Origin of the sequence: Phaeobacter sp. HS011 (assembly GCF_018101215.1) — a bacterium.
GTDB lineage: Bacteria > Pseudomonadota > Alphaproteobacteria > Rhodobacterales > Rhodobacteraceae > Phaeobacter > Phaeobacter inhibens.
The window spans coordinates 713,836-735,107 of sequence record NZ_JAGEUF010000001.1 but is presented as its reverse complement, the minus strand read 5'-3'; the positions used below and the strand labels follow the sequence as shown (position 1 = coordinate 735,107).

The following is a 21,272-nucleotide window of genomic DNA, read 5'->3' as shown; positions in this document are numbered from 1 at the left end:
CACCGGACACAATCAGTCTCTTATGGCCAGACCGGGATTTTCCAGACAATAAGTATACAGGTCGCGGTACACAGTAGCAGAATCTTCCATCAGCGCGTCAAACCGGCTGCGGTGCAATTCGATCGCCTGATCTCGCAGGTCAAGCAATCGCCCGCCCGACGCCGCATCCAGTTCCTGCATCCGATCGCGAATTGCATCTGCTCTTGCGGCCAGAAGCAGATCTTCCTGACTATTGTAATTGCGCCGCGTCCAATATTTTCGATCAATGGCGCGATTGGCCTGATGCGCGCTGCCCCGGTACGACTTCAGAACAAAACTCGCCGCATCCTTCGTTATATAGTGATTGATCTGCGCCAACGCCCGCTGGCCTGGATCTTTGGCCCGAAAATTGCGATGCTCGTAGGCGTTGAGCGGCAGGCCGGAGCCGTTGCAGATGCGGACCTGATCTTCCGGGATTAGTTGCCCCTGCGGCCGGTGGACACCGCATCGCGTATATGCATTTGGATCAAACATTGTCTTGAATGGCGTAAGGCGCGTTTTGACACGCGCCTCATCTTCGGCCAGCGTGAAGGTCTCGACCACCAGATCTTGCGAAATACGCGTCTTGCCCGCACCTCCAAAACGCTTCCAGTTCAGCATGATCTGATTGCACTCCGGCATCGCATCAACAAGGTCCTGCACGGTTCCGCCATCGGCACGGACGAGTAGAAATTCGTCCAGATCCAACGCCAGCACCCATTGCGCCTCCCGGAACGCCGCCTGCTGTGCGGCTCGCTTGTAGGCCTTCACCTGATGCCGCCCGCGCTCTGCACGGTTGTAAAAATAAGCAATCTCGCCCATGTCCCTCAAGATTTTCAGGGTCTCATGGGTAAAGTCATCTGAATCGTTCTGATAGATGATTATGGTCTCAAAGCCGATCATCTTGTGATAGGCAACCCACTCCAAGATGGCGGGTCCCTCGTTCTTGGCAGTTGCCACCAATGTGTAGCGCATTCACTGCTCCCGATACGACGCCTTCCAAAACTGGTGCGGACGGCGGGACTCGAACCCGCACGGCCATACGGCCAGGAGATTTTAAGTCTCCGGTGTCTACCATTCCACCACGTCCGCACAGCAGGCGAAACCCGCTGCCATCACAGACCTACCTAGGACACCACAGCGGTACAATGGGCTATCTGATCTGTTTGGTGAATTTTTCCGGGCGCCGCCGCGCTAAGGCCTACAGCTCAACCTCTGGCATGGCGGCCTCCGCATCTTCCGGTGCCAGCGGTCCACCCGGCGCCACCAGATGCCGCTCCGGCAACCAAGGGTTCAGCGACAGGGCCTGATCCAATGCTTCGCGCGCTTCACCCAGACGCGACAACCCATATAGTGACAACGCCCGGCCGCTCAGGGCTGCGACATGGCGTGGCGACAGGTCCAGTGCACGGTCCAGATCCCTCAGGGCTGCCGCAAAATCCCGCCGCAGATAGTGGACAAAAGCGCGCTGGTTGTAGCCCTCGGCATAATCCGGGCAATAGGCGACCAGCCGATCAAAAGCCTCCAAAGCCCCCAGAAAATCAAAAGCAGAGCGCCGGGTCATCCCACGATCCAGCAAGGCCTGCGCCTCAGCGTTCGGGGCATCCGCCCAATATTGCCAGAACTCATTGGAGATCTGCTGCGCTGAAGCTTCATCCGGGGCCGCCTGCACACGGCCGATCAGCTGGTCTACCGCGCTCTGATGATCCGGCGCCGCCGGGCAGCTTGCACTGTCAACGTATGACGGCGCCCGCCCTGCCCCCTCTGCCTGAGCGAGGGGCGCAGCCGCAGCGAAACAAAGACCAAGAAACGGGGCAATCCAGAACTGTCGCATCGTCCAATCTTGGCGCAAAACTCCCGCCAGACAAGTCACGATTTCGCGCGCATCCGCCCGACATGCCAATCACGGCAGCACCGCGCTATCCTCGATCACTGCCTGCATCGCCACATAGGTTGAGGTCGACGCCACATGCGGCAGCGCCGATATCTTCTCGCCCAGCACGGCGCGATAGGCCGACATGGATCGCGTCCGAACTTTCAGCAGATAGTCAAAATGCGAGGCCATCAGATGGGCCTGTTCGATCTCGGGCACCCGCGCTAGGGCCGCGTTGAATTTCGCCAGTGCTGCCTCGCGGGTATCGGTCAACTTCACCTCAACAAACGCCACATGATCCAGCCCCAACCGAATTGGATCGATCAAAGCGCGATAGCCGGTGATGATGCCCTCTGCCTCAAGCCGCCGCAGCCGCGCCTGGGTCGGCGTCTTCGACAAACCAATGCGTCGCGCCAGATCTGCGATCGACATGCGACCGTCTTCCCCCAAGGCAGTCAGAATCGCCTGATCGAACCGATCCATTCCAGGAAAGTCCATTTGCATCGAAAACTCACCTCATTTTAGTCCGTTGGCCTGCATATCTCACATTTTCGGCCGTTTGTCCCAATCATTTCACGATATCATGTGTGAAACGACCAACCAGGGCATCGCCCTTGGTTCTTTCGGAGAGTTCCCAACATGACCGCGCCCCAATCCAAGACCACGCCCGCAATGCCTTCTGCGCCGACCCCGGAGTACAGCGATGCCCTGCGCTATCGCATTGATGCAGGCACTTATGTTGATCAGGCTCAGATGCGGGACCAGCTGTTTGCGCTTGCCAATCTGGACGCGACAGACCGCAGCACCATCAGCGCCAATGCCGCCGGTTTGGTGCGCGACATCCGCGGCCATTCCTCCCCCGGCCTGATGGAAGTCTTTCTGGCCGAATACGGTCTCTCCACCGATGAAGGCGTTGCCCTGATGTGCCTTGCAGAAGCGTTGCTGCGGGTACCTGACGCGGACACCATCGATGCGCTGATCGAGGATAAGATCGCGCCGTCGGAATGGGGCAAGCATCTGGGTAAATCCACCTCCTCTCTGGTCAATGCCTCGACCTGGGCCTTGATGCTGACCGGCAAAGTGCTTGACGAAAAACGCAGCCCCGTCTCCGCCCTGCGCGGCGCCATGAAACGTCTGGGTGAGCCGGTGATCCGCACCGCTGTCAGCCGCGCGATGAAGGAAATGGGTCGCCAGTTCGTGCTGGGAGAGACCATTGAAGGCGCCATGAAACGCGCCGCCGGAATGGAGGCCAAGGGCTATACCTATTCCTACGACATGCTGGGAGAGGCCGCCCGCACAGAAGCGGACGCCGCTCGCTATCATCTGGCCTATTCGCGGGCGATTTCGGCCATTGCGGCAGCTTGCAACAGCGTGGATATCCGCCAGAACCCAGGGATTTCGGTAAAACTCTCGGCGCTGCACCCCCGCTATGAACTGGCGCAGGAAACCAGCGTCATGGAGCAATTGGTCCCCCGCCTGCAAGCGCTGGCCCTTTTGGCCAAGGCAGCCGGCATGGGCCTCAATGTCGATGCCGAGGAAGCAGACCGCCTCTCGCTGTCGCTTGAGGTGATCGAGGAGGTGATCTCCGATCCCGCTCTCGCAGGCTGGGACGGGTTTGGCATCGTGGTGCAGGCCTATGGCCCGCGCACCGGCGCGGCGCTGGATGCGCTGTATGACATGGCCAACCGTTATGATCGCCGCCTGATGGTGCGTCTCGTGAAAGGCGCCTATTGGGACACCGAGGTGAAGCGCGCGCAGGTTGAAGGCGTTGACGGCTTCCCGGTCTATACCCACAAATCCCTGACCGATGTGTCTTATATCGCCAACGCCCGCAAACTCCTGTCGATGACCGACCGGATCTATCCGCAGTTCGCCACCCACAACGCCCACACGGTCTCCGCAATCCTGCATATGGCCAAGGATACGGACAAGGGGGCCTATGAATTCCAGCGCCTGCATGGCATGGGCGAGACCCTGCACAATATGGTGCTCGAGCAGAACCAGACCCACTGCCGGATCTATGCGCCGGTTGGCGCCCACCGCGACCTGCTGGCCTATCTGGTGCGCCGCCTGTTGGAAAATGGCGCCAACAGCTCTTTTGTGAACCAGATCGTGGATGAGAATGTCCCGCCTGAGGTGGTCGCGGCCGATCCTTTCGCTCAAGTCGAGGATCTGACCGCAAACCTGCGCAAGGGTCCCGACCTGTTCCAGCCCGAGCGGCCCAATTCGATGGGGTTTGATCTGGGCCACGCGCCCACGCTCGCGGCCATCGACGCCGCCCGCGCGCCTTGGAAGAGCCACAGCTGGGCTGCAGAGCCGCTGTTGGCCAAGGCGCCCGAGACAGCGACAACCATAGATGAGCCGGTGCGCAACCCTGCCGACCTGACCACAGTGGGCCGCGTGCAGACCGCTGGTCAGGCCGAGATTGAGACCGCGCTCAGCGCCGCAACTCCTTGGAACGCCAGTGCTGAAACCCGAGCCGAGGTGCTGAACCGCGCCGCCGACCTCTATGAGGCCAATTATGGCGAGCTGTTCGCTCTCCTGACGCGTGAAGCAGGAAAGACCCTGCCCGATTGCGTGGCCGAACTGCGCGAAGCGGTGGATTTCCTGCGCTACTACGCCGCCCGTATCCCGGCGGAGGTGCCGGTTGGTGTCTTCACCTGTATTTCACCCTGGAACTTCCCGCTGGCGATTTTCTCTGGCCAGATTGCTGCGGCTCTGGCTGTTGGCAATGCGGTTCTGGCCAAACCCGCCGAACAGACACCATTGATTGCTCACCGTGCCATCTCGCTGTTGCATGAGGCAGGCGTGCCGCGCAGCGCGCTGCAACTGCTGCCGGGGGCCGGCGCTGTTGGCGGCGCCCTCACCTCTGACGCACGTGTCGGCGGCGTGGCCTTTACCGGCTCCACGGCCACCGCGCTCAAGATCCGCGCCGCCATGGCCGAACATCTTCGCCCCGGCGCGCCGCTGATTGCGGAGACCGGCGGGCTCAACGCGATGATCGTGGACAGCACCGCCCTGCCCGAACAGGCTGTGCAGTCCATAATCGAAAGCGCCTTTCAGTCGGCAGGTCAGCGCTGCTCCGCCCTGCGTTGCCTGTATCTTCAGGAAGACATCGCCGACAATGTACTGAAAATGCTCAAAGGCGCGATGGATGCGCTACACCTTGGCGATCCCTGGAACCTGTCCACCGACAGCGGCCCAGTGATCGACGAGACCGCCCGCGCTGGTATTCTGGCCCATATCGACGCCGCCCGTGCAGAGGGTCGCGTACTGAAGGAAATGACCGCCCCGCAAGGCGGCACCTTCGTGGCCCCGACCCTGATCGAAATCACCGGTATTCAGTCGTTGGAACAGGAGATCTTTGGCCCGGTTCTGCACGTGGTGCGCTTCAATTCGCAGGATCTGGACCAGATCATCAGCGATATCAACGCCACCGGATATGGGCTGACCTTTGGCCTGCACACGCGGATCGATGACCGGGTGCAATATATCTGTGACAGGATCCACGCGGGCAACCTTTATGTGAACCGCAACCAGATCGGCGCGATTGTCGGCAGCCAGCCCTTCGGCGGCGAAGGCTTGTCCGGTACTGGCCCGAAGGCCGGCGGCCCCTTCTACATGATGCGCTTTTGCGCACCCGACCGGCAGCAAAGCGAGGACAGCTGGCCTTCGGATGCCCCGACTATGACCATGCTTCCCGCACCAACCGGCCAGCCTATGCAGGAGATCACCACCAGCCTGCCCGGCCCCACTGGTGAATCCAACCGCCTGTCGCAGCTCGCGCGTCCGCCGCTCCTGTGCCTTGGGCCGGGACCGCAGGCCGTGGCAGCTCAGGCCCGCGCAGTTCACGCCCTTGGCGGCACCGCGATTGAGGCAACAGGCCCGCTGGACATGCGCCAACTTCAGACCATGGAAGGCACGTCCGGCGTGATCTGGTGGGGGGACGCGGCCACCGCGCGCGAGATTGAGACCTGGCTGGCCAAGCGCAATGGCCCGATCCTGCCGCTGATCCCCGGCCTGCCGGATGTGGCGCGCGTACAGGCCGAACGGCATGTCTGCGTCGACACCACTGCCGCAGGCGGCAACGCGGCCCTGCTGGGCGGCATGTCCTGACCGGCGCATAGATCCAAATGATGCCCGCACGCGCGGCGCGCGGGTAAGCTCTTGACGCTGGGCCATATTCGGCCCAGCGTTCCCCTCATGTTTCCGATCCGTGACCACAACCCGTCCGGGCGCACGCCCTATGTCACCTACGCGCTGATGGTGGCGAATATCGCGATCTTCGTGCTGACTTACTTTGGCTACGACAGCCCACGCAGCCTGACCGCGCTTTACAATGCCTACGCTTTGCTCCCGGCTGAGGTCACATCAGGTTACGACTGGAAGACGCTGCTGACGTCCACTTTCCTGCACGGCAGCTGGATGCACCTTGGCGGCAACATGCTGTTTCTGTGGATTTTCGGCGACAATATGGAAGATGAGATGGGCCATTTCACCTTCCTTGCCTTCTACCTTGTCTCCGGCATCGGCGCCGGGCTGATCCATGTGGCCAGCGCCCCCTATTCACTGGTGCCACTGGTCGGAGCCTCCGGTGCCATTGCCGGGGTCATGGGCGGGTATCTGCTGCTTTTTCCACGTGCCCGCGTTGATATCCTGTTGATCCTGATTGTCTATTTCCGCGTTTTCTCAATTCCCGCCTTCGTGATGCTGGGCGTCTGGCTGGGGATGCAATTCCTGGGTGGCATCGGCTCCGATCCGCAGGCGGGCGGGGTGGCCTATTGGGCTCATGCAGGCGGCTTTGGTGTCGGACTGGTGCTGACGATCCCGCTCTGGCTGCGACGGGGCGGTCCTGCCTACTGGGGCAAGACCCACGGGCAGCCGCCCCACCCCGAGGTCAGCTACTCCACCAGTCGTATCCCCCGCGTGGCCCGTAAATCCGCCAGCGATGACCGCAGAAACAGCCCCTGGGACCGATAACAATGGACCACCTCACACTCTGCAGAGGAGACCAGCCTCAATGACCCCAGACACTCCCGCACCCGCCGCCACTGACGGCCTAACAACATGCCATGCCAGCTGCCACTGCGGCGCGGTTGAAATCACAGCCGAGCTGCCCCGCGGCCTCGCCTCTGCCAGCCGCTGCAATTGTTCATTCTGCATCCGCAGGGGCGCGGCCGCTGTGACCGCCCGCACCGCCAGCCTGACCATCCTCAAAGGGGCGGAAAACCTCAGCCTTTACACCTGGGGCAGCCATACGGCGAAACACTATTTCTGTAAGACCTGCGGCATCTACGTCTATCATCAGCGCCGTTCCGATCCGGCAGAATGCGGCATCAATCTGGGCTGCATCGACGGAGGTAATCCACGCAATCACGCCGACACCTATGGTGAAATCCCCTGGCACGACGGCGTGAACCACCCGTCTGACCAATAGGTAATAGCGACGTCACCAGCCCCTAAGACAGCCCCGTCAAACAAAAAACGCGACCCAAGGGCCGCGTTTCAAAACCTGCTATTGGATCGGATCAGTCCCGGATCACCTTGGCAAAGCCGTCAAAAATCGCCTCATTGGCGCAGAGCACCTCTCCGGAGGTCAGGATATCATCCTCCGGGTTCACCGCCTCGATCAGCCCGCCGGCCTCCTGCACGATGATGATGCCAGCCGCCAGATCCCAAGCGTTCAGCCGACGTTCCCAATACCCCTCGTAGCGGCCCGCCGCCACATAGGCCAGATCCAGCGCCGCAGCCCCCCAACGGCGCACACCTGCGCACGCGGGCATCAGACGCGCCAGATCCTGCAGGGTCGCAGGCAGATCAGACCGCCCGGCAAAGGGCAGACCGGTGGCAAAAATCGATTCAATCATGCGGTGACGACCAGAGACACGAATCCGCGTGTCGTTCATCCAGGCGCCAGCGCCCTTCTCGGCAAAGAACATCTCGTCCTTGGCGGCATCATAGACAACACCAGCCACAACCTTGCCCTTATGCTCCAGAGCGATGGAAATCGCCCAATGTGGCAGGCCGTGCAAAAAGTTGGTGGTGCCATCCAGCGGGTCGACGATCCAGCGGCGGGTCGGATCTACGCCTTCGTCCTCGCCGCCCTCTTCGGCCAGCCAACCATAGGTCGGGCGCGCCCCCATCAGTTCTTCTTTCAGGATCTTTTCCGCAGCGATATCGGCCTTGGAGACAAAATCGCCTGCCCCCTTTCTCGACACCTGAAGGTTTTCAACTTCGCGAAAATCCTTGACCAGCGACCGCCCCGCCTTGCGGGCAGCTTTGATCATGATGTTGAGGTTTGCGCTGCCAATCATGCGAAAGACTCCTGAGCAAAAAGGGGGAGATGTCGGTCAAACCGTGCCTATACGCGCCTGATTGCCGCTTGCCAAGGCCCAATAGGGGCCTGAACGCACCAGCACGACACATGAGAGCTATGCCTCTGGCGCATGGGTGCGCCCTGCTCTGCCCCCTGCGCCACCGCCAGTGTTCGCGCGCTACTGCTGTTGCAGCCTGCGCGCCTCCACCTTGGCCAGTCGGATCAGCTCCTGCATATAGGGTTTTTCACGATCTTCACTGCGGATCGCCGCATAAAGCCTGCGGGTAATCCCCTTGGAGGTCAGGGGCCGTGTCACATAGTCAGAGGAATATTTCACCTCCCGGACTACCCAGTCGGGCAGCACCGAAATACCCCGGTTCGATGCCACCAGCAGCAGGATCACCGCCGTCAGCTCCACCTGCCGGATATGCGCAGGCTCAACCCCTGCCGGGGTCAGCAGCTGACTGAAAATATCCAACCGCGCCTTATCCACCGGATAGGTGATCAGGGTCTGACCACGAAAATCCTCGGCCTCGATATGGGGTTTCTCCGCCAATGGATGCAGCGCCGACGCAACAAAGACGGGTTTGTAGTCAAACAGCTCAATAAACTCGATCCCCGGCAGCACCTCCGGGTCGGAGGAAATCACCAGATCGACCTCTTCCTTCTGCAGTGCAGGCAGCGCATCAAAGGCAAGGCCCGGTCGAATATCCACATCCACATCCGCCCAGTTCTTACGCAGCCCTTCCAGCACCGGGAACAGCCATTCAAAACAGGCGTGACACTCAATCGCGATATACATCCGCCCGGTATTGCCATCCCGCAGCGCAGAGAATTCCGCCTGCATCGCCTCCACCTGCGGCAGCACCTGATCCGCCAGCCGCAACAGTCGCAGACCCGCCGCCGACAGCTTCATCGGTTTTGAGCGCCGCAGGAACAGCTCCACCCCCGCCTGATCCTCCAGCCCCTTAATCTGATGGCTGAGCGCGCTCTGGGTGATATTCAGCTGATCCGCCGCCCGCGCCAACCCGCCTTCCTGATGGATCGCCTTGATCGTGCGCAAGTGTCGGAATTCGATGTGCATCTATCGTGTTGCTCATGTTGTTCTTGAGTATTATGAAATTGTTTCACAATAGCCCGTATGCAACAAGAGATGAAATCATGCGGAGCGCTTTTTAAAATGACGACCCCTGACATCTCTTTTGAATTCTTCCCGCCGCAGTCGCTGGAGGCCTCATTTCGGCTTTGGGACACGGTACAAACGCTGGCCCCTCTGGCCCCCCGCTTTGTTTCGGTCACCTATGGCGCCGGTGGCACCACGCGTGACCTCACACGGGAGGCGGTGGCGACATTGCACAACTCCTCCGGCCTGAATGTCGCGGCGCATCTGACCTGCGTCAACGCAACCAAGGCCGAGACACTGGCAATCGCCGACCAGTTCGCCGAGGCAGGCGTGCGCGAAATCGTGGCCCTGCGCGGCGACCCGCCCAAAGGCGCCGCCGGGTTCGAACCCCACCCCGAGGGCTACGCCAATTCGGTTGAACTGATCGCCGCACTCGCCGAACGCGATCAATTCTCTATCCGTGTCGGCGCCTACCCCGATCGCCACCCCGAAGCCACCAGCGCCCGTGCGGATGTAGACTGGCTGAAGCGCAAACTGGACGCCGGAGCAGATGAAGCGCTGACCCAGTTTTTCTTTGAGGCCGATACTTTCCTGCGCTTCCGCGATGATTGTGCCAAGGCCGGGATCGACACCAGCCGCATCACCCCCGGCATCCTGCCGATTGAAAACTGGAAGGGCGCGCGCAACTTTGCAAAACGTTGCGGCACCACCATTCCGGCCTGGATCGACGATGCCTTTGACAAGGCGATCCGCGACGGGCGCGAAGATCTGCTTGCCACCGCCCTGTGCACTGAACTCTGCTCCGACCTGATGGATAACGGCGTCGACAAGCTGCACTTTTACACATTGAACCGGCCAGAGCTGACCCGCGATGTCTGCTTTGCGCTTGGCATCACGCCCGATGTCTCGCTGGAGAACGTGGCGTAGCGCTTGCTCTGCGACCTCTGCGCTCCTAGCCTCTGATCCTGACGCCCCTGCTGTTTTTGGTGGGGGCGTTTGTCGTCACGACCAATTCAAGAATACTGTGTTGGTCCTGTCGTACTATGTCGCAATATCAGGATGGCCGCATGTCTTCACCCATTTCGCACGCCCCCACCTCGTCCGTACGTCCCCGCCGCGCCGCCGGTCCACAGGATCTTTTGCGACCCGAGGAAATCACTCAGATCTCTGGGCTGGAATTCATGCAGAGCATTCTGGACGGTCGCCTGCCCGGCCCGCCCATAGGCGAGACCCTCGGCTATCACCTGTATAGCGTGGAGCCGGGCACAATCACCTTTCGCGGCACACCTGAATTTGCTGTCACCAACCCAATGGGTACAGTCCACGGCGGCTGGTACGGCACCCTGCTGGACAGCGCCATGGCCTGCGCCGTGATGACCCGCGTGCCCAAGGGGTCTGTGTATACCACGCTGGAATTCAAAGTGAATATTCTGCGCTCGATCCCGCTGGGCACCGAAATCGAGTGTATCGGGCTGACCGATCACGTCGGGCGCTCCACCGGTGTCGCCCATGGTGAACTGCGTGGTGTTGTCGATGGCCGTCTCTACGCCACCGGCTCCACCACCTGCATCGTCATGCAGATCGCTGCCAGCTAGGGGCCAACGAATTTTCACCATCCGGTGCACGCGCGGCTTCGAGCTCGGAAAAGCTCCCTCGCAACAACCGCCCGCACATTGGGGCGTGACGGACACTGCTGTCACTTTGGCAGGTATGACGACGTGCCTATCTGCAAAGATTGAGCAGGCTTGAGCTGACGCTTTGCAAACCACGCAAGAGCAGCTTTTGACTATCTTTGCGAAGAGAAATAGAGCAGCCATCCATGGACCACGCGGCGAAAGCTGACTCACAGCCCAGAGTCACCGATGCTGCATCGCGCACCAATGACGAGTTCCTAAAGCAGCGACCAAAAAACGTGACAAAAAACGTGACAAAAGGACCTTTTTGACAAAGCCTAGTGTTGGAGTTGGGGGCAAGATTGGAAGTCGGGTAAAGGGATGTTAAACAACCTCAGAAGCCTCCTAAGGAATGGTTATGCTTGTATCAATAAAGATCGGTCTACTCGCATTTATCTTTGTTGTTACGAGTGGCTCTTTTTTTCATGAAACATTCCGGAAAAAACCGCACATAGTTGCTGTTGCGATTATCTTTTCCATAGTCAGCACCTTTTACTTAGGGCGCAGCATATACAATGATTTGATCACTGACGTTTCTGCTTCAGTCGGGGTGCGAGCTAAGCCTTCCGAAGACTTTATTTCGGTTGATGGCCTTAGCCTGTTTTTCGATGGCGATAGTGTTAAGGTAACTGGCATGGCGGCGGGTTCCGCCGCTGGTGTTGCAGGCCTTCGAGCTGGAGATATCATCACTAGGATCGACAACACGCCCATTCTTAGACCTTCTGATTTTGTAACAGCAGAACGCGGCGCACTCGCACGTGGGCAGAGAAGCGTTGAAGTACATTTTCTGAGAGATGGCAGGGGGCGGGCAACCCTAATTACGCTTAGAAGATAGCCTAAGCGAGCAAGCGAAGGGAGCGTGAAATAAGCATCCTACACAAACCACCTTTTGTAACGCAGCCCATCATCCAAAGCCGTCATTTGCGCGGCTACGGCGAAAGTCGGTTCTGTCCCGCTCTCCGGATCATTTTGCACTCGTGGTGAAGGTCCGGTCTGGGTCCGAAATGCTTGGCGTCTGGGTCAGTCCTGCATGGTGGGGCCTTTGACAGGATACGCAAAACCCGCCGCATCGGATCGGAGTTGCGCGACGGTCCGCATTTCTCCCGTCGGCGTTCACAGCCGACCTATGGGCGACAGATCTGTTGGACGGGGAACACACATCCGCCGTTACCCACTGCCCCCCAGCGCGGCGAGTAAATTCAGCAACCGCCTGCCGGCGAGCCCTATCCCCTCTCTCCGCCCGATAGATATCGGCATCATGCGCAGGCTCTAGGTCTTACGTCTAAGGGGCGCACGCGCAGCTTGTTGACTGGTCCGACATCCCAGCCGCTCACAGCCAATGGCGCGCCGTCTGCCTAGCGCGCCACTTTGGACAGTTCCGACTGCCACTGCGCCAGGCGTTTGTCGGTGATATTGGCCCCCACACTGCTGTGCAATCGCTCGCTGCTGTCCAGCCCGACGCGGCGGTTGCCGCGCATCAGGAAGATCTTACCCCAGCCCCGCCAGGTCCCGACCGAGGGCGCCGTCGGATCAACCGAATACCGCATTCGCCAGTCGCGCGGCAGCGGCAGCCCGCAGTTTTCGGCCCGTTCCAGCATCCAGACCAGCGAGACATTGGACAAAGGCCGCGCCGCCTCAAATCCGCCCAACTGCCCGCCCACATCGCCATGGCTGCCCCGGAACCAGACCTGCTCCACCTTGCCATCGTGGCCGTCGTGGCATTCCCATAAAACCGGCGCAAAGACCTGACGGGTCTCATCCAGCGCAAGCGCGTGAAAACCGTTTTTCACATGCTTGCCCAGCTGGTGGTTGTGAAATCCGTGCCGCCGCTCCGCCCAGCGCCACAACAGCGGCAACCGCAGGCCCAGCGCCTTTACGGTATCCCAGACGCCGACCATCTCAATCTCTACATCCCGGTGGCAATAGCGCTCAGTGAAGGCTGAGGCGACACAGCCCCCGGTTTGCGCCGCCGCCTGTGCAGTAACGCCCGCGTCTTCCGTCTCACCGGTGTCCGGTCCATCCGACGTCAGCCGCGCCTGCGCCTTACCCGGCCCGCTGGCGGAGGCGCTGCCGCATTGGTAATGCCGATACGCGGTGCGGATATTACGTACGGTGGCATGTTCGGCCTTCAGCAGCCCCACCTCATCGATGACCCCTGCGAGCGAGCGCACCGCATAGGCGCCCCGCGAATAGCCCATGAGATAAATCCGGTCCCCCGGACGGTAGCGCGAGGCGAGATACCCATAGGCCCGGCGGATCTGACGGTTGATGCCACGCCCGATCATCACATCCGTGGTCTTGCGCCAGCTCTGCCATTGCACGCCCGCCTCATAGAAGACAGAGACCTGCGGCCCCACCTCCTGACACAGCCGGTAGACCATGCCAGCATGGGTTTCATGCCCCGGTTCCAGTGTCGACATGGTGCCATCAAGAATGATCAGATGGGCCTGCGGCCCGCGCAGCTTGGTCTCTGCAGAATGCTCGGAGCGCAGCGGGCGCCCCAGCCATCCCAGGATCCTCTTACTCAGCTGCGTCAGCGACATTCCTCAATGCTTCCCATAGTCTAAGTGGTGTGTAAGGCATCTCAACCTGCCGCACGCCACGATCCCAGACCGCGTCCTGCACGGCATTTGCCACCGCTGCCAGCGCGCCCACGGTCCCGGCCTCGCCGCAGCCCTTCATGCCCATCGGGTTCTGGGTCGACGGCACCGGCGCAAAGCCTACGTCAATCATCGGCACATCGGCCGCACGCGGCAAGGCGTAGTCCATAAACGATGCTGTGAGCAGTTGCCCATCGGCATCATAGACCACCCGCTCCAGCAGGGCCTGCCCCAGCCCCTGCGCCACCCCGCCATGCACTTGACCTTCGGCCAGCAGCGGATTGATCAGATTGCCGAAATCATCAACCACCGTGTAGCGATCCACATGGCTGACGCCGGTTTCAGGGTCGATCACGATCTCGGCAACATGGGCGCCGTTTGGAAACGACCGCCCCGGCAGCTTGGCCCGTGCCGTGTGACGCAGCAACTCGTGACGCCCTTGCGCACGGGCCATCTCTGCGGCCTCCACCAGGGTTGGCCGCTGATTGCTGCCCGGCGCGCTGAACTGCTCACCATCAAAGACGACAGACGCAGGCTCCACGCCCAGTTGCTCTGCCAAAAAGGGCGTGAAGGCTTCGATCATCACATCAACCGCCGCCAGCGTGGCATTGGCCTGAGTGGTCACAGATCGCGATCCACCAGTGCCGCCCCCCTGGGCAATGCGGTCGCTGTCGCCCTGCACCACGGTAATATCGGCAGCTGGGATGCCCGTCTGATCCGCAAGGAACTGTGCATAGACCGTTTCATGGCCCTGACCGTTGCTCTGCGTTCCGACATAGATGCTCACCCGCCCCTCCTCTTCAAAGGCAACTTCCGCGCTTTCTGAAGGATCACCCAAAATACTTTCGATATAGTAACACAGGCCAACGCCCCGTAAATTCCCCCGCAACGCATCAGCGGCCTTGCGCTGCGCGAATCCGGCCAGATCCGCCGCCTTTTCTGTGCGCGTCAGCAGTTGGTGGAAATCACCCACGTCATAGGTCTCGTCCGTTGCGGTCTTGTACGGGAACTGATCCGCGCAGATAAAATTGCGTCGTCGCAGCTCCCAGGGGTCAACCCCCAGCTCGCGCGCGGCGTGGTCCATCACCCGCTCCAGCACATAGATCGCCTCGGGACGCCCCGCACCGCGATAGGCATCAACCTGCGCGGTGTTGGTGTAGATCCCCTCCACCCGCAGCCAAGTGGTGTCGATATCATAGACCCCCGCCAGCACCCGGCTGAACAGCTGCGTCTGCACCGGCTGGCCGAAATGCGAGTTATAAGCGCCAAGGTTGCAGTGGCTGTGGACCCGGTATCCGGTGATGCGCAGTTCCGCATCAAAGGCCAGTTCCGCCAGCGAGGTCAGATCCCGCCCGGCATTGTCACTCAGCATCGCCTCGCTGCGATCCGACATCCAGAACACCGGCCGACCTAGCAGGCGCGCGGCATGGGCCACGGCAAAATACTCAGGATACGGCATCGCCTTCATGCCAAAGCCGCCGCCCACATCCGGCGTGGTGACATGCACGGCCTCGGATGCCAGCCCCAGCTTGTCGCTGAGCTGTTTTTTCATCGCCCAGACGCCCTGCCCGCCGTAGGTGAACTGCAAACGGCCCTCGGCCCAAGTGGCAAAACAGCCGCGCGGCTCCATCGTGTTGACGATGATCCGATTGTCCTCAACCTGCAGCGCCACGCGATGTGCCGCCGAGGCAAAGGCAGCCTCAGTCGCCGCCTCATCGCCCATGCCCCAGTCAAAGGCCCGGTTGTCCGGCGCCTCCGCGTGCAGCTGCTCACCACCCGCTGCCAGATCCACCTTGGCCGGCAGATCGTCGATATCCAGTTCGATCATCTCACCCGCATCACGGGCCTGCTCCAGCGTCTCGGCGATCACCACCGCAATCGGCTCACCGACAAACCGCACACGGTCGCGGGCCAGCATCGGGCGTTCCGGCGCAGACCCCTTGCTGCCATCGCGGTTGTCCACCACGGCGCCATCCATGCCCACACTGATGCCTGCGGCCTCCAGATCGGCCAGCGTCAGGATGGCCTGCACACCCTCAGCCTCTCGGGCCATGTCCAGATCCAGATGGGTGATGGTGCCATGGGCGACCGGGCTGCGCAGCACCCAGGCCCGCAGCGCGCCGACGGGAGCGGCATCTTCAAGGTAGCGCCCCTGTCCGGTCAGGAACCGTATATCCTCAACCCGCCGCACTGGTTGGCTCTTGCCGAATTTGTCCATCATTGCCCTGCCCTCACTGATATGCTGGACCCGTTTTGCCCATGGCAAACGCAGAGACGCGGCGCTCAGGTATATGCCCTGCGCGCCGCGCCAATTGATCCCGTCAGAAGCGACAGTAGCCTTAAGGGCGCGCTTGTCCAGACAGCTCGATCACCGTCGCCACGTCAGACAACCCGTAACCGTTGAACTGCGTACTCATGGCTGAGGAATACGCGCCAAGACCGGGGAAAAGCACGTAGTCACCAATCTGCGTATCGCGCGGCAAGGGCAGCCCATCCGGCAGCCGGTCCAGACTGTCACAGGTGGGGCCAAAGACCACACGCGGCTGGGCGTCTGCCCCCCGGCGGGTGCCATCAGCGGCAACCACTTCGACCCGCCCCGGCAGGCCCATATCGCGAATATCCACGAGGCCGCCATAGATCCCGTCATTGAGGAACACCACCTCTCCGGCCTTGCGCATCCCCTTGATGCGCGCCGCCAGGGTAAAGCTTTCAGATACCATGGCCCGACCCGGCTCGCAGATCAGCACCGGTTGCTCTGCACCAAAAGCCGCCTCTGCCGCAGCCGAAATCGCGGCAAAGACCTTTTCCAGATCAGGCGCCACACCATCGCGGTTCGCCGCAAAGCCGCCGCCGACATTCAACCGTGCAATCTTCACCCCTGCGGCATCGATGATGCGCTTGGCAGCATGGACATATTCAACCCAGGCGCTCTCATCCTCACATTGGGTTCCGGGGTGGAAACACAGCGCAGGCGTCCAGCCCTCTGCCGCCACCCGCTTCAGCAGCTCTATCGCCATGTCCGGCTCGGCCCCGAACTTGCTGCCAAAGTCATAGGCCGCGCCCGCCACTGGCAGGGCAAAGCGTACCGCGATCTCGCAGCTCTTGGGCACATCCGCGAGCTTGTCCAGCTCGCTTGGTTCATCCACCGACCAGCTGGCCACACCATGGGCGATGCCCGCCGCTATCTCCACATCCGAACGTACCGGGTTGTTATAATGCATCACCGCATCCGGGCTGGCCGCGCGCACCGCGTCCATTTCCGCAGGCGAGGCCACGTCAAAAACCGTGATTCCAGCTGCCACCAGATTGGACAACACCGCCGGATGCGGGTTGGCCTTCACAGCATAGGTCACCAGCCCCGGAAACCCGTGCTGAAACCGGTTCGCCACCTCATGCAGCACCCGCGGCGAGAAATACAGGATCGGGTGATCCGGTGTACTGCGCGCCAGATGGGTTTCAGGGGAAAGCCAGAGAGGTGGGATCTGCTGCATGGATATCGACCTTATTTGGTGTTTTTACCAGTTTCCGCCAAAACGTCGTCGATTCCGCTCGTCACTTTGCCTATAGTGACGAAAAATAACGTCATAACGCAGGCCAGACATGCAGACCGACGAAACCGACCAAAACCTCCTGACGCTCCTGCGGGAAAACGCCCGCCGCCCGGTTGCAGATCTGGCGCGGCGTCTGGGCCTTGCGCGCACCACCGTTCAGGCGCGGATCGAACGGTTGGAAAGCTCCGGCGTCATCAGCGGCTACACGCTGCGCACCTCGGCGCAGGCGCGCCCGCCCCTGCAGGCAACGGTGCTGATCTCGATTGAACCGCGCTCTGGCCCGGAAGTGCTGTCCCGACTGCGCGGATTGCCGGGCGTCGAAGTGGTGCATACCACCTCAGGACGCTTTGACCTCTTGGCGCAGGTGGTGGCGCAGACCACGACCGAGCTGGACGAGACCATTGATCGCATCGGCGAGGCGCGCGGCGTGCGCTCCTCCGAGAGCCTGATCCATCTGGCCACCAAACTGGACCGCACCGGCCAGTAGATTTCCCGCGCCAGTAGATTGCACACGAAGGGCTGACCAGCTGACACGCCTGCTGCAATATTCATGTCGCAAAAAATCGTGCGCCCGGCCACCCCTGCGGTATCCGCATCAAGGGTGCCCGGGCGGCTTAAAACCATAGGCATCGGCGAACAGGACCCGAGGGAGGTCCAGTGGACAAAGGCGGCTTGGAACTCCACCCCGGTTGATCGGGCGCGACATCACTCACTGTCATCTGCATCCCGATATCCCCACCACTCACCGTGCAGGATTAACCTTAAAACGTCGTTATCGCCGGGATCGTTCCATATTATTTTTGATATTCTCAGGATCCTTGCCGTCCCCCCCTTGGCAGGCCCGCCTATCGAGACTTTCCCTTTGCCGCACCATTCGGTATGGGATGACCCGATCAGATAGATACGCAGGCAGGACATTCCGATGGCGATGGACAAGACATTTAACGCAGCCGAAGCTGAAGCCCGGCTCTCTAAGGCCTGGGATGAAGCAGGCTGTTTCCGCGCGGGCGCAAATGCCAAGCGCAGCGAAACCTACAGCGTTATGATCCCGCCTCCGAATGTCACCGGCGTCCTGCACATGGGCCATGCCTTCAACAACACGCTGCAGGACATCCTGATCCGCTGGAAACGCATGCAGGGGTTTGACACGCTTTGGCAGCCCGGCACCGACCACGCCGGTATCGCTACCCAGATGGTGGTGGAGCGTGAACTGGCCAAAACCCAACAGCCCTCCCGCGCCGAGCTTGGCCGCGAAAAATTCCTGGAGAAAATCTGGGAGTGGAAAGAACAATCCGGCGGCACCATCATCAACCAGCTGAAGCGCCTTGGTGCCTCCTGTGATTTCGACCGCACCGCCTTCACCATGGCCGGCGCGCAGGGCGACACCCGCACGGGCCACGAGAATTCGCCCAATTTCCACGATGCCGTGATCAAGGTCTTTGTTGAGATGTACAACAAGGGGCTGATCTACCGTGGCAAGCGGCTGGTGAACTGGGACCCGCATTTTGAGACCGCGATCTCCGACCTTGAGGTGGAGAATATCGAGGTTGCGGGTCACATGTGGCACTTCAAATACCCGCTCGCCGGTGGGGCCACCTATACCTATGTGGAGAAGGACGAGGACGGCAACGTCACGCTGGAAGAAGAGCGCGATTATATCTCCATCGCCACCACCCGGCCCGAAACCATGCTGGGCGACGGCGCGGTGGCTGTACACCCCTCGGACGAACGCTACGCCCCCATCGTGGGCATGCTCTGCGAAATCCCTGTCGGCCCCAAGGCGCAGCGCCGCCTGATCCCGATCATCACTGACGAATACCCGGACAAGGATTTCGGCTCCGGCGCGGTGAAGATCACCGGTGCGCATGATTTCAACGACTATCAGGTCGCTAAACGTGGCGGCATTCCGATGTATAACCTGATGGACACCAAGGCAAATATGCGCAGCGACGGTGCGCCTTACGTCCAAGAGGCCACAACCGCACAAGCCATCGCCAATGGCGAGGCGGAGTTCACCGAAGCCAGCATCGCCGCGATGAACCTGGTGCCGGAAGAATACCGTGGCCTGGACCGTTTCGAGGCGCGCAAACGCGTGGTCGCCGATATCACCGCCGAAGGTCTGGCGGTGATGCAGACCGTGACCAAAACAATCAAGGACGAGGACGGCAACGAGAGTGAAGTCTCCGAAACCGTGCCCTACGTCGAAAACAAGCCGATCATGCAGCCCTTTGGCGACCGCTCCAAAGTGGTGATTGAACCAATGCTGACCGACCAGTGGTTCGTGGACGCGGCAAAGATCGTCGGCCCGGCGCTGGACGCGGTGAAAGACGGCACCGTCAAGATCCTGCCGGAAAGCGGCGAAAAGACCTATTACCACTGGCTGGAAAACATCGAGCCCTGGTGCATCTCGCGCCAGCTGTGGTGGGGTCATCAGATCCCGGTTTGGTATGGGCCAGTCAAAGACCAAGCTACCGGCAAATTCGACTATTCGCGCATGGAGGTCATGATTTGTGCATCCTCAGCGAGTGAAGCTGAAGAAAAAGCCAAAGCACTCTACGAGGTTGAGTTCGCTTATAACAGCCCACAGGAAAACGCAAAATTCCTCTGGGATGACGAAGTTGAAACAGCCACGTTTATTTCGCAGTCGGGTAACAAAGCCGGGAAAGAAGACGGTTCTGCAAACTTTGTACTGCTGCTTCGCGACCCCGACGTGCTGGACACCTGGTTCTCCTCCGGTCTTTGGCCGATCGGCACCCTGGGCTGGCCCGAGTGGACTGAGGAAACCTCGAAATACTTCCCGACTTCCACGCTGGTCACCGGTCAGGATATCCTGTTCTTCTGGGTTGCGCGGATGATGATGATGCAGCTGGCGGTTCTGGATCAGGATCTGCCGGTTGAACAGCGCATCCCGTTTGACACCGTCTACCTCCACGGCCTCGTCCGCGACGCCAAGGGCAAGAAGATGTCGAAATCCACCGGCAACGTCGTCGACCCGCTGGAGATCATCGACGAATACGGCGCCGACGCGCTGCGCTTTACCAATGCGGCGATGGCCAGCCTTGGTGGCGTGCTGAAGCTCGACATGCAGCGCATCGCGGGCTACCGCAATTTCGGCACCAAACTGTGGAATGCGGTCAACTTTGCCCATTTCAATAACGTCTATGATCCTGCCACCCCCGCCTATGACATCCCCGATGCCAAGGCCGCCGTGAACCAGTGGATCATCGGCGAAACCGCCAAGGTCCGGGTTGAAGTGGACGCCGCCCTCGAGGCCTACCGCTTCAACGACGCGGCCCTCGGTCTCTACGCCTTTGTCTGGGGCAAGGTCTGCGACTGGTACATCGAACTCAGCAAACCGCTGTTCGGCTCCGAGGATGAGGCGGTGATCGCTGAAACCCGGCAGACGCTGGGCTGGGTGCTGGACCAGTGCATGATCCTCCTGCATCCGATCATGCCCTTCATCACCGAGGAGCTGTGGGGCAATACCGCCAAGCGTGACACCATGCTGGTGCATGAAGACTGGCCGACCTATGGCACCGAGTTGGTCAACGCCGACGCGGACGCCGAAATGAACTGGGTGATCACCGCGATCGAGAACATCCGCTCCACCCGCGCGCAGATGCATGTGCCGGCCGGTGCCAAGATTTCGATGGTGGTGACCGAATTCTCCGATCAGGCGCGCGCCGCCTGGGAGAAGAACGAGGCGATGATCCAGAAACTGGCCCGCATCACCACGCTGGAGCAGGTCGACACCTTCCCCAAAGGCTGCGCAAGCGTCGCCGCCCCCGGTGCCTCCTTTGGCCTGCCGCTGGCGGATGTCATCGACGTGGACGCAGAAAAGGCCCGTCTGGAGAAAACCCTGGGCAAACTCGCCAAGGAGTTGGGCGGCCTGCGCGGACGTCTCAACAACCCGAAGTTCGCCGCCTCCGCCCCGGAGGAGGTCGTCGCCGAAGCCCGCGAAAACCTGCGCCTGCGCGAGGAAGAAGAATCCAAGATCAAGGAAGCGCTGGCGCGCCTGGCCGAGATCGGCTGATCATCCACAATAACGGGGCAAGCCACTGGTATCACGACCGGCTTGCCCGAAACCGCGCGTTTGATGGCGCCGCAGACCGCTGGCG

At 60.9% G+C, this 21,272-nt stretch carries 16 protein-coding genes and 1 tRNA gene; 8 read left to right on the top strand and 9 right to left on the bottom strand.

The window, feature by feature from the left end; all coding sequences use genetic code 11:
- Positions 1-12 precede the first annotated feature (12 nt).
- The 4 genes from J4721_RS03465 to J4721_RS03450 all read right to left on the bottom strand — a co-directional run bounded on the left by J4721_RS03465 (position 13) and on the right by J4721_RS03450 (position 2,395).
- Complete coding sequence (locus J4721_RS03465) at positions 13-993, bottom strand: glycosyltransferase family 2 protein (protein ID WP_102883294.1); 981 nt, start codon at positions 991-993, stop codon at positions 13-15.
- Between the two features lie 31 nt (positions 994-1,024).
- Positions 1,025-1,110, bottom strand: a tRNA-Leu gene (locus tag J4721_RS03460).
- A 109-nt stretch (positions 1,111-1,219) separates the two neighbouring features.
- Positions 1,220-1,852, bottom strand: coding sequence for a tetratricopeptide repeat protein (locus tag J4721_RS03455; RefSeq protein WP_211002105.1), 633 nt, complete (start codon positions 1,850-1,852; stop codon positions 1,220-1,222).
- A 69-nt stretch (positions 1,853-1,921) separates the two neighbouring features.
- The gene (locus J4721_RS03450; RefSeq protein ID WP_061048746.1) at positions 1,922-2,395 is read right to left on the bottom strand and encodes an Lrp/AsnC family transcriptional regulator; all 474 of its coding nucleotides are present in this window, start codon (positions 2,393-2,395) and stop codon (positions 1,922-1,924) included.
- A gap of 168 nt (positions 2,396-2,563) precedes the next feature.
- Between J4721_RS03450 and putA the strand changes: the two genes are divergently transcribed.
- The 3 genes from putA (at position 2,564) to J4721_RS03435 (ending at position 7,328) form a co-directional block, all read left to right on the top strand.
- Complete coding sequence (gene putA / locus J4721_RS03445; protein WP_211002290.1) at positions 2,564-6,007, top strand: bifunctional proline dehydrogenase/L-glutamate gamma-semialdehyde dehydrogenase PutA; 3,444 nt, start codon at positions 2,564-2,566, stop codon at positions 6,005-6,007.
- A gap of 87 nt (positions 6,008-6,094) precedes the next feature.
- On the top strand, positions 6,095-6,871 hold the full coding sequence (locus tag J4721_RS03440; protein WP_014874286.1) for a rhomboid family intramembrane serine protease: 777 nt from the start codon (positions 6,095-6,097) through the stop codon (positions 6,869-6,871).
- Between the two features lie 40 nt (positions 6,872-6,911).
- The gene (locus J4721_RS03435) at positions 6,912-7,328 is read left to right on the top strand and encodes a GFA family protein (RefSeq protein ID WP_211002104.1); all 417 of its coding nucleotides are present in this window, start codon (positions 6,912-6,914) and stop codon (positions 7,326-7,328) included.
- 91 nt (positions 7,329-7,419) lie between these two features.
- Here the strand turns inward: J4721_RS03435 and J4721_RS03430 are convergent, their stop codons facing one another.
- A complete protein-coding gene (locus tag J4721_RS03430) occupies positions 7,420-8,205 on the bottom strand; it encodes an inositol monophosphatase family protein (protein WP_014879691.1) in 786 nt (261 codons plus the stop codon).
- Between the two features lie 180 nt (positions 8,206-8,385).
- On the bottom strand, positions 8,386-9,291 hold the full coding sequence (locus tag J4721_RS03425) for a LysR family transcriptional regulator (RefSeq protein WP_014874283.1): 906 nt from the start codon (positions 9,289-9,291) through the stop codon (positions 8,386-8,388).
- A 96-nt stretch (positions 9,292-9,387) separates the two neighbouring features.
- Between J4721_RS03425 and metF the strand changes: the two genes are divergently transcribed.
- From metF to J4721_RS03410, 3 genes are all read left to right on the top strand, one after another.
- A complete protein-coding gene (gene metF / locus J4721_RS03420; protein WP_014874282.1) occupies positions 9,388-10,257 on the top strand; it encodes a methylenetetrahydrofolate reductase [NAD(P)H] in 870 nt (289 codons plus the stop codon).
- A gap of 140 nt (positions 10,258-10,397) precedes the next feature.
- The gene (locus J4721_RS03415) at positions 10,398-10,925 is read left to right on the top strand and encodes a PaaI family thioesterase (RefSeq protein ID WP_051001637.1); all 528 of its coding nucleotides are present in this window, start codon (positions 10,398-10,400) and stop codon (positions 10,923-10,925) included.
- A gap of 436 nt (positions 10,926-11,361) precedes the next feature.
- On the top strand, positions 11,362-11,838 hold the full coding sequence (locus J4721_RS03410; RefSeq protein WP_102891893.1) for a PDZ domain-containing protein: 477 nt from the start codon (positions 11,362-11,364) through the stop codon (positions 11,836-11,838).
- 520 nt (positions 11,839-12,358) lie between these two features.
- Here the strand turns inward: J4721_RS03410 and J4721_RS03405 are convergent.
- The 3 genes from J4721_RS03405 to J4721_RS03395 form a co-directional block, all read right to left on the bottom strand.
- On the bottom strand, positions 12,359-13,546 hold the full coding sequence (locus J4721_RS03405; RefSeq protein WP_211002103.1) for a DUF2235 domain-containing protein: 1,188 nt from the start codon (positions 13,544-13,546) through the stop codon (positions 12,359-12,361).
- Positions 13,524-15,821 carry a xanthine dehydrogenase family protein molybdopterin-binding subunit gene (locus J4721_RS03400; RefSeq protein WP_211002289.1) on the bottom strand — a complete coding sequence of 766 codons (2,298 nt, stop codon included), beginning with the start codon at positions 15,819-15,821 and terminating at the stop codon, positions 13,524-13,526. The genes J4721_RS03405 and J4721_RS03400 overlap by 23 nt, the downstream gene beginning before the upstream one ends.
- A gap of 121 nt (positions 15,822-15,942) precedes the next feature.
- Positions 15,943-17,094: a type III PLP-dependent enzyme gene (locus J4721_RS03395; RefSeq protein WP_211002102.1), complete on the bottom strand. Its 1,152-nt coding sequence runs from the start codon at positions 17,092-17,094 to the stop codon at positions 15,943-15,945.
- Between the two features lie 109 nt (positions 17,095-17,203).
- On the opposite strand from J4721_RS03395, the gene J4721_RS03390 reads away from it, so the two are divergent.
- On the top strand, positions 17,204-17,641 hold the full coding sequence (locus tag J4721_RS03390) for an Lrp/AsnC family transcriptional regulator (protein ID WP_102854405.1): 438 nt from the start codon (positions 17,204-17,206) through the stop codon (positions 17,639-17,641).
- Between the two features lie 435 nt (positions 17,642-18,076).
- Positions 18,077-21,187 (top strand): valine--tRNA ligase, encoded by a 3,111-nt coding sequence (locus J4721_RS03385; RefSeq protein ID WP_211002101.1) that lies wholly within the window; start codon positions 18,077-18,079, stop codon positions 21,185-21,187.
- Positions 21,188-21,272 lie beyond the last annotated feature (85 nt).

Bases quoted from the DNA above. Each gene is read 5' to 3' on its own strand.
- J4721_RS03390 (WP_102854405.1), top strand. From the start codon at position 17,204: ATGCAGACCGACGAAACCGACCAAAACCTCCTGACGCTCCTGCGGGAA.
- J4721_RS03465 (WP_102883294.1), bottom strand. From the start codon at position 993: ATGCGCTACACATTGGTGGCAACTGCCAAGAACGAGGGACCCGCCATC.
- J4721_RS03410 (WP_102891893.1), top strand. From the start codon at position 11,362: ATGCTTGTATCAATAAAGATCGGTCTACTCGCATTTATCTTTGTTGTT.
- J4721_RS03400 (WP_211002289.1), bottom strand. From the start codon at position 15,821: ATGGACAAATTCGGCAAGAGCCAACCAGTGCGGCGGGTTGAGGATATA.
- J4721_RS03425 (WP_014874283.1), bottom strand. From the start codon at position 9,291: ATGCACATCGAATTCCGACACTTGCGCACGATCAAGGCGATCCATCAG.
- J4721_RS03385 (WP_211002101.1), top strand. From the start codon at position 18,077: ATGGCGATGGACAAGACATTTAACGCAGCCGAAGCTGAAGCCCGGCTC.
- J4721_RS03440 (WP_014874286.1), top strand. From the start codon at position 6,095: ATGTTTCCGATCCGTGACCACAACCCGTCCGGGCGCACGCCCTATGTC.
- J4721_RS03415 (WP_051001637.1), top strand. From the start codon at position 10,398: ATGTCTTCACCCATTTCGCACGCCCCCACCTCGTCCGTACGTCCCCGC.
- J4721_RS03395 (WP_211002102.1), bottom strand. From the start codon at position 17,094: ATGCAGCAGATCCCACCTCTCTGGCTTTCCCCTGAAACCCATCTGGCG.
- J4721_RS03435 (WP_211002104.1), top strand. From the start codon at position 6,912: ATGACCCCAGACACTCCCGCACCCGCCGCCACTGACGGCCTAACAACA.
- putA (WP_211002290.1), top strand. From the start codon at position 2,564: ATGCCTTCTGCGCCGACCCCGGAGTACAGCGATGCCCTGCGCTATCGC.
- J4721_RS03405 (WP_211002103.1), bottom strand. From the start codon at position 13,546: ATGTCGCTGACGCAGCTGAGTAAGAGGATCCTGGGATGGCTGGGGCGC.
- J4721_RS03455 (WP_211002105.1), bottom strand. From the start codon at position 1,852: ATGCGACAGTTCTGGATTGCCCCGTTTCTTGGTCTTTGTTTCGCTGCG.
- J4721_RS03430 (WP_014879691.1), bottom strand. From the start codon at position 8,205: ATGATTGGCAGCGCAAACCTCAACATCATGATCAAAGCTGCCCGCAAG.
- J4721_RS03450 (WP_061048746.1), bottom strand. From the start codon at position 2,395: ATGCAAATGGACTTTCCTGGAATGGATCGGTTCGATCAGGCGATTCTG.
- metF (WP_014874282.1), top strand. From the start codon at position 9,388: ATGACGACCCCTGACATCTCTTTTGAATTCTTCCCGCCGCAGTCGCTG.